The organism is Marinomonas foliarum, from assembly GCF_003337275.1.
Taxonomy (GTDB): Bacteria; Pseudomonadota; Gammaproteobacteria; order Pseudomonadales; family Marinomonadaceae; genus Marinomonas; species Marinomonas foliarum.
Genome location: NZ_QPJQ01000035.1, coordinates 37,040 through 51,755, shown reverse-complemented (window position 1 = coordinate 51,755; position 14,716 = coordinate 37,040). Strand labels below are relative to the sequence as shown.

Below are 14,716 nucleotides of genomic sequence, written 5' to 3'. Positions count from 1 at the left end.
CACTTGAATGTCTTTGGTAATCCACTGGTTTTCACTTACCGTCCCCTGTCTATTTATAATAACAAATGAGGCGACAACTATCCTGACACAGGGGGATAGTCTAAAGGCTATTGATGTATGCATGTCTCTCGATAACGCATATGGTTTAAAGTCTGGCGAGAGCCTATTTCAACTTAAGCGCTTGCTTGCGCATAGATACTTTCATTTTGATATTTCTATTCCATTCCTCAATCTTAGATTTTCAGACCTGTTTGCAGAGAACATTGTAAAATTGCAGGAGCGTTTAAATGTTTCAGGTTAATGAGGTGTTGAGATTAGAAACGGATTTATACCGAGTTCTGCTGACAAAGGGTAACCAAGTCATTTGGATAGCAATTGACGACCCGAAAGCTTTTCCTGATGTTATTGCTTTGTCACAGCTAGAATTTCTTCTCTTAGAAGAAAAACTGACAAGATCTGATGACCCATATTTAGGAGTAATAAATCAAATTCCAAAGGAAGGGTCTAAGGAAGCGGTCATTCGTGATACTAACTATGAAATTATTGTACCTCTTGTAAATGACCCAGATTTCTATGTTAAGGCAGTTCGAGCTAATCATATTAGGGCTATTCTTAAGTCAGGTTTAGTCTCTCGCCCATACTTATATAAACTTCTTCGACGATATTGGCAAAGAGGGCAAGTTCCCAATGCTCTTTTGCCTGATTATAAAAACTCAGGAGGCAAGGGACAGAAGCGAGAAGTGAAAGATAAAAAGCTTGGCCGACCAAGAAAAATCATGGAAGGTGTTGGTGCATCAGTAAATGAAGAAACAGCGAGACTGTTTCGAATTATCATTGATAAGTATGTTCTGAAGAAGAAATTTTCGATTGCTCGAGCCCATCGAAAGTTAAAGACGTTATATGGTGACTACTTTCCTGACATATTGGAATCAGAGAAGCCTACTTTACGCCAAATGAGCTATTTCTATCATCGGGACTACACCCACATAGAAAAGTTAAAGGCTAGTGTTTCTAAAGTGGACTTTGTTAAAAACCATAGCCCTCTCAATAGCACTGCTACCTTAGATGCATTAGGGCCGGGATCTAGATATGAAATTGATGCCACAATTGCTGATATAATTTTGGTGTCAGATAGTAATCGAAACCAACCAGTGGGCAGGCCTACGGTATACGTTGTAATTGATGTTTTTTCGCGGTTTATTGTCGGATGGTATATTGGTTTCGAAAACCCTTCATATGTTGCCGCTATTCAGGCTCTCCATGTTGCATTCACCGATAAAACCCACTTTTTCAAACAGCTGGGGATAGATACAGATGATTTTTCTTGGCCTGAACCGGGTCTACCAGAGTCAATATTGGCTGATCGGGGAGAACTTTTTGGTCACCAAATAGAAGGGCTTGAATCCGGTTATAAAATTAGAATTGAGAATACTCCTCCGTTTAGGGGAGATTCGAAGGGTATTGTTGAACAACGTTTTCGTACACTTCAAGCAGAGTTTAAAAAATTTACTCCAGGAGAAGTTACTGGTCTAACAGTAAAGAAACGTGGAGGTAAAAACTACTGGTTAGATGGGAAACTAACTATTTCAGAATTTACTGAAATTATTGTTTCGTCAATTGTAATGAGAAACTTTGTTGATCCTATGAAAAGATATGATCGGGCTAAGGATATGCCGGCAGACTTGCCTTCTGTCCCAATTCATCTTTGGAATTGGGGGCTAAAAAACCGGACCGGACGGCTTCGAAAAGCTGATCCAAAGGCCATTCGTATAGCTCTACTACCGAGAAGTAAGGCATCAACATCTGATTATGGAATATGCTTATTTGGTGTTTATTACTCATCCCCTGAAATTATTGAACAGGGCTGGATGCATCGATCAAAAATCAATATAAGGCCAAAAACTGTGTTAGTAGGCTACGACCCAAATTTTGCTGATGAAATTTACCTATTTCACACACAAGGAAGCAGTGATTATTGGGTCTGCAGAATTACGGACTTTTCTCGTGAATTTAGAGAACTAACATTTTGGGAAGTGTGGCGCAGACAATCAGAAATTAAAGTACAGCATGTGAAAGGTCAGTTAATTGCAGATAAAGTTCGTCAACGTCATGAGGATCGAGTCGAGCAAATCATTTCATCTGCCATCAAAGTAACTCCAAAAACGAATGCGACTAATGCTGAGCGGCTTCGTGGTGTTGCAAGTGCTAGATCCGATCAATTAATAAAGGAACGAGACCAAAGGCGGCCACAAAAAAATATAAACTCAAAATCAGCAGATCTAATTCACCTAGCTTCATACGAAGATTGTGATGATTATCCAGACTTTGAAGATGAACTGTTCAGTGATGGAGAAGATTAGTGACGATTCCAAGCCATTATGTAATTGCCGACTATCAGGCAACAGGAATTCCTAAATATGACGGTAACCCATTTATTGAAGCATTACCGCCCATTCTATTAGATGTTTCTGATACAAGAGACAGTATAAAGGGGAAAATCGAGTATCACCCTTCTCAACGTCTATTACCTCCAAAAGCTAGAATGCACATGGTGGCATCTCTTCTGGATGATTATTTTCAGCCGTTATCTCAACATATTCAGTTACAAGAAAAAATAGATATGATGTTGCGGATGGGTTACGTCGGTAGAAATATCAGTGATGGGTCTCTGAGTAAAAAACTTCAGGAAGGCTATGAGCTTATAAAGTCTGGCGGAAAATATATTGCGAATTTTGCGGTAGAAAAAACAACGGCACGAAGCATGTCGATAGTTGGGATTTCTGGAAGCGGTAAGACTAGTTCATTGCGCAGAGTGCTAGAAACTTATCCGCAAGTGATTTTTCATGAGCAGCAGAATGTCTTTCAAGTCACATATTTAAAGATTGAATGCCCTAGTAATGGAGATCTTGAAAGTCTTTGTCTTAATTTCTTTAGTGCGTTGGACTCTATTCTTGGCACCGATTACGAGCGTAGGTATGCGAAGCAACGTCTTTCAGTACCTAAAATGCTGGCACTGATGAGACAAACTGCAAATAACCGTGCTATAGGTATTTTGGTAATAGATGAAATTCAGCGTTTAAGTCAGGTTAGGGTCGGTGGTAAGGAACAAATGTTGGAGTTCTTTGTTGAACTCGTAAACACCGTTGGCATTCCTATTGTGTTAGTAGGTACGCCGAAAGCTCGACCAATTTTTGAACTGGAATTACAGTCTGGTAGGCGAAGTGCTGGACTTGGTTCGGTCTACTGGGAAACTATTCCTCAATACTTGAATAAAGGGCAACAAAACACCAAAAACCCGAACTGGTTAGGTCTCTCAGATAATCTTTGGAAATACCAGTGGTTGAAGCATGGTGACGACCCCCTATCTGATGAAATCAGAGAGTGCTGGTATGACCTCTCTCAAGGTGTTTTAGATATAGTTGTGAAGTTATTTGTGCTAGCTCAGCTACGAGCAATTGCCAACAAAAAAGAGCGTATCACAACTGGTATCTTACGATCAGTCTACAAACAGGAGTTAAAGCCTGTTCACCCAATGCTTGATGCGTTGCGATCAGGAGATGCCGACAGAATCGTTAAGTATTCTGATTTAAGGGTGGTAGACCTTGACCGTAGACTTATAGAGTTGGGGAAAGAGATTTATTCGTTTGTGCAAAAGCAAGAAGAGCAGAGGTTTGGAGGCAATCAAGATGCGTTGCGACTCTATAATCTGATTTTACAGATAGAGGAATCATTTGATGAGGAACTTGTTGCAGAACTGGTGACAAAACTTTTTTCAGAATACAGTGAACTTAGCATACCAGAGATGATTCCCTTATTAGTAAACCTTTATAATTCAGATTCGTTTAAAAAAGACTCTCCAAAACTAGTAAACATCGTTAAACAAAAAGACTGGCTAGACTTAGAAGTTGAGGATCTTAGATATCAGTATGCTTACTGTAAAAACGAAGAGCTATCTCTTACGGATCGCTTGCAAAATAATGAGAGAATGTTTGATCTCGAAGGTTGGGCGGCGGGCTACTAAGTGCTTGGATTTCCTAAGCCGTATCCTGAAGAATTAATATACAGTACTGTTGCTAGGGCTGGTGTACACGATGGAGATACATCACCTAAACAGCTACTAGAAAAAGTATTTAACAATAGAAAGGTGATTGCCACTGTTGACCTCCCGTCACATTTAGAATTAATTGCCAATCTATACCCAAAGTCTCTGACATTAGATGCTTATCGATTGATACATCAGCATACTTTGTTGCCTATATACGCTCCATTTCAGCCCGAAGAACAAAACGATAAACTATTAAATTGGATGAGTGGTTGCTCTCAAGGAGCTGCACACTTAGCTTGTGGTGCAGTAGCATCAAGAGTTAAAGCAAAAACTGCGTTATACGTTTGCCCTGAATGCTTAGAAGATCAGAAGCGAGTGTTTGGCGAGTATTATTTGCGTCGTATATGGCAAACCCCACTTGTAAAAGTCTGCCTAGTTCATGGTCCATTATATGAAACTACAATGGAACTTAATGGTGAGCACAGGCATGCCTTTTTGCCTCTGGAATCTATAGAAATAAAGTCAGCTTTGGTTATCTGCCGAGAAGATATTATTCTAGCTCAGCAAGCAGAAAAACTATTGAAAATGGATTCAAGTGGGGTTAATTTTCCACAATGGAGCGAGTTCTATAAGCAATTGGCAGTAAATTTAGATTTAATGAATGGTCAACGCATCGATCATTCTCTTATCCATAGCCTGATTGTAAAATACTGGACGAAACCTTGGCTTGATGACTCTGGCATCTTACCATCTAGTACAGAAACTTCTTGGTTAAGAACGTTATTCAGAAAGCATAGAAAGAGCTTTAGTTATGCAGAGCACTCGGTCGCTATTCTAGCGTTAACTGATGGGAAACTTAATATCGATGAAGCAATCAAAGCAGCATCAAAGATAGTTCCACGCGCAGAGATAAATGTACAAGACTGTCAGGCGGATTGTTTTAGTTGTAATAATGAATTCAGTGATGATCAACTTAAATGGAAATCAATTGTAGAAAAATTCACGCTAAAGATAGCTCGAAAACAAGATGCTGCTCTATATGCTCGCTTGTATCGTGCTGATAGAGCTTGGCTGCTAAGAATAAACGCTGAGCATCAGGCAGAACGAGTCGTGTCTAACCTAAGAGTTGATTGGTCAAGAAGAGATCGTGACATCGCTCGTGAAATCCATAGTTTATTTATTTTTCTGGCTGAAGATTTAGATTCACCTCAATTAACGCGAACATTTATAATTAATCAATTAGATCAGCGAGCAACCGTAGAGAAAAACCTATGCCGGTTACCAAGGTGCTCGACATTACTTAGATATTACGCTGAAAGTACTACCGAATATCAAGCAAGACGGCTAATCAGGGCTTTTGTTGCTATGCAAAATAATAAGCAAAAAATTAAGAGATGGTCGTTGCTAAGGGAGGCTAGATTGAGTGATATCAGAATGACATATTCTGTGGCTGAACTACTTAAGGGAATATTGAATGACTGAACATAAAGCTCGCATCAAAAAGTTAGCCGATGACTCTAAAATACTTAGTATTGGCTCTCTATTTAGAGGAGTTGGAAATAAAACGTGGTCAATAGATATTGGATTTAATGGAGGAGTGTCTGATAGCTTACAGTTTAGCAATATTCCTATATTAGCTCGTAAACGAATGCTTAATGCTACCGAGCAATATAAAAAAGCAGGATCAGCGCTCTTGCTTAGTATCTCCGATACTAAAGAGTGGGTCGTCAAAAAAGCATCAGAATGCCCTGCATACAAATCTCATAAGCATGGAAAAGATGGCGATCAAAACTGTTTTGTTGCCAAGGTTGGTGAGAAACAGATCTTTATTCCTCAGCTTGAATTGGCACGAATACTATTTTATCACGACCCGTTTATGGCTCGACTGAGTCTTCTTCATAATTCTCTGTATGAAGACTTCATGCTAAGTACAAATGAAGACGGACAGCCATTAGTAGTTGTTCGTGAGGGAGCAGACTATCCAATATCCTACTTTAATCGAGACGACAATAGGCGATTTCTAAGTTGGGTGTTGTTGGATGGTGACGCAAGATCTTCATTTGAAAGTATTTATCAACACTTATTACGTTCGCATAAGCTTAGTGATAGGTATGAACGTTGGGCCTTTCAGTTTACTCCACCGGCTTTAACTGGAGCGAGTCTTACTGTAAGAGGGTGGAATGATTCTGACTCAAGTAGCTTCTTTGTTTGGGAAATCACACACCTTACTAATTTACCATCTCAGATTGATGGGGAAGTAGATTTTTTCCACCCAAAATACGCTAGGAGAACGGGAGGTAAACCGACAACAGGTGGCGGTAAGCAAGGTAGAGTGCCTGACCAGTACGAAATAGATGATGAAGAGCTATCAGATGCAGATAAAGCAACCTTATATCTTATTTCTGAGAAAACGAGTATCTCTTTTAAATCTCCGTTCATCACGAATCGAGTTGCTAAGAAAACTAAAGCAGTCAGCCACATTATTGGAGATAGCGATGATGAAGTGTTGAGTAAAGAGCTTAGCGTTAACGAAAGGGAGCAAGGTGGAAATTTTCCTAGCGGAAGTTGGGATAATTTAAAAGATGAAACCGATGATGCTCACTTGTACCTTGGGAAGTTTAAATCCTTTCTTGATATGGTGAATGTACTGGTGAGTAGTTACAACTTCAAACTGGTTGAAAAAAGAATATCGAAACTGCCTGAGCTCGGCAGAAGTAACAAGCACTTACTTTTTGACACCCAAAATCCCCGCTGTATTGTCTATGTCACTCTTGAATATCGCGAAAAACAATACACGCTTCTGGAAATTGATACATCAGATGACATTGTTAGTCTATCCACTATGCTTATATCAAGTAAATCTGGCTGGATAAAAGCTAATTTTGAAAACGTGCAATACTTGATTATGAAAGCAAGTTTGGGATGGCCGCATAAATTCTTTACGAAATATATCGAAAAGCCTAATTTTATAGGAATTCCACACCCGCAATCCAAACACCCTGGTATGCTAGCGCCAGAAGCGATTAATCCATGGGCGGCAAGGGTCGAGGGTTGGATACAGAGCAGATAGGATATACAGCAGTATTAATCCATCTATTCAATTTCAACCTATGCGCTATAGAAATGCTATCACTGTATGTTTGTCAAAATTAGAATGGCTATGTACATCTAATATAGATCTACGTTCGCCTTTTAAACTTGACAAAACTTGATGTGAGAATATACTTTCCACATGCAAAAAACACTCAATACTAAAAAAGCCAATTTGGCAATGGAACGAGCTGGACTGACACAAACCGCAGTGGCAGACAGTCTTTCTGTCTCAAAAGAAGCCGTCTCACAATGGCTAAGCTCTAAATCTTTTCCACGTCCAAATAAACTGCTGCAGCTGGGCAAGTTGCTGGGCCTCTCTTTTGATGAGCTTGTTATCAAAGAAGATCCATTTGCTCCTAAAGTTGCTTTTCGTAAGAAAGCTGGAACAAAGACAAAAGATCACCATATAGAAAAAGCTCAGGAAATGGGTCGTTTCTTGCGCCATTTAGTGGCTTACCTGCCTTTTGATACTTTGGAAATGCCACCAGTACTTAAGTCACCAAGTTGTGAATATGATTATCTTTGTAAAGTTACTTCAAAAGTTAGGGAAGACATTAATGTAGGAACTGCTGAGTGTATTGACTTTTCACACCTTATTCGTCGTTTCTCTGAGTTACAAGCGGTTGTAGTCCCTGTAATGTGGGGGGCAAAACAACGTCATGAAAATGCTGTACACATACACTTACCAGATTCACAAAGTACTTGGGTTTATCTAAATCTTGATACTAATATCCATGATTTTAAATTTTGGATGGCGCATGAGCTCGGGCATTGCTTATCTCCCAGCTTAGAAGGCGATAAGGCTGAAGATTTTGCTGATGCTTTTGCAGCAACTTTATTGTATCCACATGAGTTGGCAGCGAAAGCGTATATCTCTATCAATGCACAGCCATCTCCATCTGCAAAAATTGCACACGTTGTAGACTTAGCTGATCAATTTACCATTTCACCTTATACAGTGCTTGGCCAAGCAAATAAGTATGCACTTTCAACTGGGCGGAATGAAATTAAACTAAGTAACTCATTTCATGGTGCAGTAACTAATTTTAATAAGCGCTATAAAAACTTAAGTGATGCTCTGTTTGGTAGTACTGAGCTTGATGATCACGGAAAACCAAGCGCTAAAGAGTATATTGATCAAACTGAAATAGCATTTGATACGCCATTTTTTGAGCTACTCAGAAAGTACCTCAAAGAATATAATAAAGGTTCTGGTTTTGTTCAAACTGTATTGGATATGCCACTTCTTGATGCGCGAAGTGTCCATGCAGAGCTAACCTAATGCCTCAATCGAAAATACTGGTCGATACTAATACTTACTTAAGGTTGGCAAAAACAATAAAGCCATTATTGTTTATGCCTTTTGGCGTTAATGAATATTGCTTGTATATTTTACCTGAATTGAATAAAGAGCTTGGTAATCGAACACTACAAAGCAAATTTCCTTGGGTAGAGGAAGAAGAGTTTTCAGAAAACCGCAAACACTTTCCTAGTATTAGCAAAAAGCAAAAAACAGCTATCCAACAAACATTTGAATACTTATGGGATTATGTTCAGGATAATCCGGGTCCATCGAGAGTAGACACCCTGTATGTTGCTTATGCTTTGGATCTTGGAGTCCCACTGATTACAGATGATCAAGATATGGCTGAATTAGCTAAAGTTTTTGACGTGCAAGTTATGCCAACACTTGAGCTCCTTAAAATCATGTTAGATTGCGGCCATACCGATATGAAAACGATTGATGGTTTATGTGATTACTGGCGTTACATTTCAGATATGCCAGCTCGATTTCATTCTGATTACAAACGTTTATTTGGTGCCAAGTAGCTCAAAATATTACATTCTTTCTTGTACTCCTTATCTTGTTAGGAAAAGTTGTTGAACTGGTTAGATTAGCTTATTGTTTGAAATCTTCCAATACTCGAAAACGCACAGTGCTCTCTCTCATTTTTTCTGGGTAAAAGAGCGCCCTCCACGAATTTAAAAATCACTCTCAAACTATGGCGAGAAGGAATTAAGAAGTTCTCTGAACAACTGTTTAAGGGAGACGGTTTTATGGCTTAAATTCGTGGGGATACCGCAGGCTCTGGGCCAATTGCTTTTCAGGTTGTCAGGGAAAGAATGTGCGTAACTTAAACAAGCAACTTTAAATTCATTGTAGTTGCTATCATCACTAACGGTGACAGGTTTGTTTTTTTTCTGTATATTTAACCAGTATATATTAGTGAATATAGATCTACACATGGTGATGTGAGAATTTTTTTGATGTGGTTAAAAGGCGTGTAGGAAATTCAGTAATGATATTTAATCCCGACAAAATGGCTTTTGGTCGTCATGAAACGTTCGCTCTCCGGTATGGTTGGCTATCAAAGGGCTTCCAAGCGATGGAAGAGAAGAAAGGTATATTTGAATCTGATGATGCGACAGTCAGGTTGGGTGTTGGTAAGAATATGGTTATAGCTATCAAATACTGGCTGCGAGCTTGCCAAATGATTGACCCCGTTGAGAATATTCCTACTGATTTAGGAGGGGAGTTGCTTTCTATCGATGGATTTGATCCGTATCTTGAAGATGAGGCAACTATCTGGTTACTTCATTGGTTACTTGCCACTAATGCTGAGTTAGCAACTTCCTGGTTTTGGTTTTTCAATCGCTTCCATAAGCCAGAGTTTACTGGTCAGGAGCTTGGCACAGCTCTGACGGACTTTGTTAATGACAAGGTCGTTAACAAGAAAAAACCAGCTGCAGCAACTTTATCGAACGATGCTAGTCTTATTCCGAGAATGTACACGCAATCCACAGGGAATGGACGAACTCCAATAGAGGATGCTTTAGACTCGCCATTTTCTTTGTTGAAATTGGTGACGCAAAGTGCAGGAGGAAGAAGTTATCAGTCACGCCCAATGGCTCGCCCAGATTTACCAATAGGCATATTGGGTTATGCCGTTTGCGGAATGTTTGATATGAGGAAAACAAGATCCATTCCCATAGAAGATTTTATGTATAGCAAAGATAATTATCCTGCTATTGGTTCAGTATTCCGGCTTACCGAAAGTGACTTAGTGACAAAACTTGAAAAGTTGGTGGATTACATACCAGGGATATTTGATATTCGTGATACTGCTGGTCAACACCAGCTTTTTCTATCTGAATCAACCGATGCAATGACGTTTATTGTTGAGCATTACAATAATCGCAGCAAGGATATTGCTGCATGAGTATAAAAAATAAAATCCATATCAATACTCATTACACACGTTCGATTAATCTTGAGCGTGATGCAAATTCTCTTGAAGTGGTGAATTCTTATATTCCCACTTCGCGAGCAATGAAACTTTTCGGTCGCATGGCAGATGGATTTAATAGTAACCTTGCGCCTCGCGCTTGGTCACTTATTGGCCCTTACGGATCGGGAAAGTCTTCCGCTTCCGTATTTTTATCTCACCTGCTGTCCTCTCCAGATTTGTCAACAACGCAAGCAGCGTTAAAAAACTTGAAAGAAACTGCACCAGACGTGGCTACGCAATTTCGAAAAGAAACATCAAAAAGCAACGGTTTCTTGAATGTTTTGATTACGGGTTCACCAGAGCCTATGGGAAATAAAATAATTCAGGGGCTTGCCTCATCCGCTCAACAATATTTTTCAAATTTTAATGATCGGAATCCAAAGGTTGTTTCCGATCTAGAAAATCTATCTAAAGCTAAGTCTGTTTCTACTTCCGAAATAATATCGTTGATAAAGGATTTGCAAAGTGCCTTAACCACTAAGGGATGCAAAGGCATTTATATAGTGATAGATGAGCTGGGAAAATTTTTAGAGTTTGAAGCCCGCCACTATGGCGCGAATGATATCTACATGCTACAGGCTTTGGCTGAACATGCCTGTAAGGGAGATGAGTGCAACTTATTCCTCTTCGTATTATTACACCAATCCTTCGAACAATACGCAAAAGGCTTAGGTGAAAGCCTCAAAAATGAATGGGCGAAAGTTCAGGGAAGGTTTGAAGATGTACCTTTCCTTGAATCAGCAGAGCAGGTTCTCCGAGTTGTCAGTGCAGCCTTCAGCTATGATTTTACGCAGAAAGAAGAGAGGCAGCTTAATGCAACGATAAAAGGCATCGTAGATATTCTTCAAGAAAATGATGCGTTTTCTGGCGTAGCTGACAAAAAAACTATGGCAGATTTGATGAGCAATTGCTATCCGCTTCATCCAGTTAGCGCAATCCTTTTACCAGCACTTTGCCAGAGAGTTGCACAGAATGAGCGGACATTATTCAGCTATCTAGGTAGTCATGAAGAATTCGGTTTGCAGGATATGGTGAATCGCTTTGATACAACGGATGAATTTATTTATCCGCATCATGTTTATGATTACTTCATCACCAACCAACCTGCTGCACTTGGAGATTACCGTACACATAGGCGATGGGCTGAAGTTGTTACAGCCATTGAACGATTAGGTGACGCTCCAGACGAATCACTAAATCTTCTAAAAACCATTGGCTTGCTGAATATCATAGGAGTCAAGGGCGGTTTCAAACCCTCCAAAGCATTGCTTGGAACTTGCAGTGAGAGCGCTAATGCTCTAAATAGATCGTTAAAGTCATTATCTGACAGGTCGATTATTACCTACCGTAGATTTAGCGGAGAATATCGCGTCTGGCAAGGAAGCGATTTTGATTTAGAAGAAGCTGTCGAAGAAGAGCTTAATAATCTTGGCGAATTTTCACTTGCAAATGAACTGAATAACGCCAATGCACTTATGCCAATCGTTGCTCGTAGATATACGATTCATAGTGGCGCTCTTCGATATTTCACGCCAGAATTTGTAGATGCACAAACCTATAAAAAATCGGATCAAAAAACACATGAACCACGGATTATTTTCTTTTTGGCTTCAGCCAAAGACGATGAAGCGTTGTTTATTAAATCAGTAATACAACACTATTCTGATTTAGATCTAGTGGCTCTTTGCCTGAATGGGACTCAACTACGTGAAGCGACTGCTGAAGTATTGGCACTAAGACAAGTGCAAAATAAAAGACAAGAGCTTCACAGCGACCCTGTAGCTAAAAGAGAATTTGAAGATAGGCTTACCGCAGCAGAATTGGCTGAACGCAGTCTTCTTCAGCGCCTGCAAGAACGCCCCCAAGAATGCGAATGGTATTTTCAAGCTGAAAAATATGAGGTGGACGCCAAGCGGGATTTCCAAGAACTTCTCTCATGGGTTCTGGAGAGCGTCTATTCAAAATCCCCGATACTGCATAACGAACTCATAAATCGTGATCGCCCCTCTGCACAGGCAAATGCAGCAAGAAATAAGCTACTGGAAGCGATGATGGATAATCCTTTAGACAAGGAGGATCTTGGAATTGAAAAATTTCCTCCTGAAAAAGCCATCTATCGTTCAGTTATCGCTGCAACAGGACTGCACAACAAAGAGACGAAAGAATTTCAGGAGCCTCATAAAGAGTCTCCCTTCTATCACGTTTGGAAGGAAATTAATTTATTTCTCGATTCAACAGAACAATCACCAAGATCACTAGCTGAACTAAATAAGGTGTTAATGGCTCCCCCTTATGGAGTGAAGGCCGGTGTATTACCAATTCTTTATATCGCTGCTTATATCATTTACCAGCATGAGCTTGCTCTGTACGAGAATCGTCAGTACAAACCTGTAATGACACAGGAAATGGTAGACCGTTTTGTTAAGCGTCCTGACGAGTTTACATTTCAGCGCTTTAGAATTACTGGTTTGCGGTCGTCGATTTACAAGGAATACTGTAAGGTCATTGATACTGGATCCAATCAAACTGTAGTGCAGCTTGTAAAGCCGTTAGCGCAATTTATTGGTAATCTTCCTGACTATACGCAAAAAACGAAGTCATCTGACCTTTCCCTGAAGGCCAAGAGAGTGCGGGATGCTTTCAACCTTGCCAAATCTCCAGAACATCTAATTTTTGAAGATATACCTAAGGCGCTTGGTTATGAAAAAGAGTTATCAAAAGAGGAACCGAACCTAGAAGGGCTATCACAATCATTGCAGGGCTGCTTGAAAGAGTTAAACGATAATTATCCGAACATGATAAAAAGACAGCTTAGAATGCTATCGGAAGCATTTAATATTGATAGAGATAGTGGCCTTGTGGATCTCCGCATGATTGTGTCTGGTCGATATAAGGGGCTGGAACAGCATACTGTTGACGTAGATGGATTAAAGGCTTTTATTAAAAGGCTTACTAAGCGACAAGGTGATGATGAGACTTGGTTGGAAAATGTATTGATGTTCCTTGGTCAAAAACCAACAAGAAAATGGACGGATACAAATTGTTCTGAAGTTGACGTAAAACTGAGTGACTATGCTAAACGCATATTAGATCTTGAAACGCTTCGAGTTCATTATGACAAAGAAAAAAGTAAAATAGACGGTGAATTCGATGTGATTTTGCTTAAATCTCTCAAAAAAGGTAACGAGCCTGTCAACGAAGTAGTAACAATTGATCGCCGTCGTAAAGAAGCGATTCAGGATTGTAAAGAGGAAATTTATAGTGCTATTAAAAAACATTCAGACAGAGAACTACAGTTGGCAGCATTAGCCGAAGTCGTCGATGAGTTTCTAAATGAACGTAGAAAACCAAGTTCAAACGAGAATCATAGCGATGCACGTATCAAAGAGGTAAAAGATGGCTAAAAATAAAATACCGATGAAGAATATAGGATTGCTTGAAGGCGCGCGTCATGTGCTTGGTTTGTCTGGCGGAAAAGATAGCGCTGCCTTAGCTGTTTATATCAAGGATAAGTATCCCGAAATTCATGAAAAAGTAGAATATTTTTTTACTGACACAGGCGCAGAACTTAAAGAGGTTTACGATTTTCTCGATAAACTCGAAGCCTACTTAGGAAAAGAAATTGTCCGTTTGAGTAGCGGAAAAGACTTTGACCATTGGTTAAAAGTTCATAACGAATATTTACCATCGGCGCAGCAACGCTGGTGTACTCGAATGATGAAGATTAAACCATTTGAAGATTTTGTCGGTGATGACTTGGTTGTTAGCTATATTGGTATTCGTTCTGATGAAAACCGCGAAGGCTATATCAGTCAAAAAGATACAATTAAAGCTGTATTTCCTTTCATCGAGGATGGGCTGATAAGAGAAGACATATTTCAAATTCTTGGCGATTCCGTTGGCATCCCAGAATATTATCAATGGCGTTCTCGTTCTGGCTGCTACTTCTGCTTCTTCCAGCGACAGGATGAATGGCTTGGCTTAAAACGAAACCATCCAGAGCTTTTTGAGCGAGCCAGAGAGTACGAACAACGCTCACGCACAAAATATGATTGGAAAGATGGAGAAATCCCGATCAAGGGGCATGGTTACACATGGTCTTCACAAGGCAGCATTGACGAATTAGTAGCGCGTGCGGAAAAACGCGAAAAAGAGCTAGGTATTATTGCTACAAACAAGAAATCATCTGAAAAATGGCAAGATACACTGAAAAACATGATGGATGATGACCCTTACGACCAAGCATGCTTGGTTTGCAGTTTATAGAATAAAACAACAATGCAGGAAC

The 14,716-nt window shown here is 39.8% G+C and carries 10 protein-coding genes; all 10 read left to right on the top strand.

From position 1 onward, the window contains the following. Positions 1 to 7: 7 nt before the first annotated feature. The 10 genes from DFP77_RS20045 (at position 8) to DFP77_RS15925 (ending at position 14,694) form a co-directional block, all read left to right on the top strand. The gene (locus DFP77_RS20045) at positions 8 to 301 is read left to right on the top strand and encodes a TnsA endonuclease C-terminal domain-containing protein (protein WP_114413226.1); all 294 of its coding nucleotides are present in this window, start codon (positions 8 to 10) and stop codon (positions 299 to 301) included. Continuing rightward, a complete protein-coding gene (locus DFP77_RS15965) occupies positions 288 to 2,360 on the top strand; it encodes a TnsB C-terminal domain-containing protein (RefSeq protein ID WP_114413225.1) in 2,073 nt (690 codons plus the stop codon). The genes DFP77_RS20045 and DFP77_RS15965 overlap by 14 nt, the downstream gene beginning before the upstream one ends. Further along, positions 2,360 to 4,021 carry an AAA family ATPase gene (locus tag DFP77_RS15960; RefSeq protein ID WP_114413224.1) on the top strand — a complete coding sequence of 554 codons (1,662 nt, stop codon included), beginning with the start codon at positions 2,360 to 2,362 and terminating at the stop codon, positions 4,019 to 4,021. Before DFP77_RS15965 ends, DFP77_RS15960 begins: the two co-directional genes overlap by 1 nt. Next, positions 4,022 to 5,527: a TnsD family Tn7-like transposition protein gene (locus DFP77_RS15955; protein WP_114413223.1), complete on the top strand. Its 1,506-nt coding sequence runs from the start codon at positions 4,022 to 4,024 to the stop codon at positions 5,525 to 5,527. It abuts the gene before it with no gap. Next, positions 5,520 to 7,115, top strand: coding sequence for a Tn7-like element transposition protein TnsE (locus DFP77_RS15950; protein WP_114413222.1), 1,596 nt, complete (start codon positions 5,520 to 5,522; stop codon positions 7,113 to 7,115). The genes DFP77_RS15955 and DFP77_RS15950 overlap by 8 nt, the downstream gene beginning before the upstream one ends. Positions 7,116 to 7,277: 162 nt before the next feature. Further along, positions 7,278 to 8,420 carry a helix-turn-helix domain-containing protein gene (locus tag DFP77_RS15945; protein WP_114413221.1) on the top strand — a complete coding sequence of 381 codons (1,143 nt, stop codon included), beginning with the start codon at positions 7,278 to 7,280 and terminating at the stop codon, positions 8,418 to 8,420. Further along, positions 8,420 to 8,968 carry a PIN domain-containing protein gene (locus tag DFP77_RS15940; protein WP_114413220.1) on the top strand — a complete coding sequence of 183 codons (549 nt, stop codon included), beginning with the start codon at positions 8,420 to 8,422 and terminating at the stop codon, positions 8,966 to 8,968. Before DFP77_RS15945 ends, DFP77_RS15940 begins: the two co-directional genes overlap by 1 nt. Before the next feature lie 470 nt (positions 8,969 to 9,438). After that, positions 9,439 to 10,359, top strand: coding sequence for a DUF4007 family protein (locus tag DFP77_RS15935; protein ID WP_114413219.1), 921 nt, complete (start codon positions 9,439 to 9,441; stop codon positions 10,357 to 10,359). Continuing rightward, a complete protein-coding gene (locus DFP77_RS15930) occupies positions 10,356 to 13,832 on the top strand; it encodes a hypothetical protein (protein ID WP_114413218.1) in 3,477 nt (1,158 codons plus the stop codon). The genes DFP77_RS15935 and DFP77_RS15930 overlap by 4 nt, the downstream gene beginning before the upstream one ends. After that, entirely contained in the window at positions 13,825 to 14,694 is an 870-nt protein-coding gene (locus DFP77_RS15925) for a phosphoadenosine phosphosulfate reductase family protein (protein ID WP_114413217.1), read from the top strand. The genes DFP77_RS15930 and DFP77_RS15925 overlap by 8 nt, the downstream gene beginning before the upstream one ends. The last annotated feature ends 22 nt before the right edge of the window (positions 14,695 to 14,716 follow it).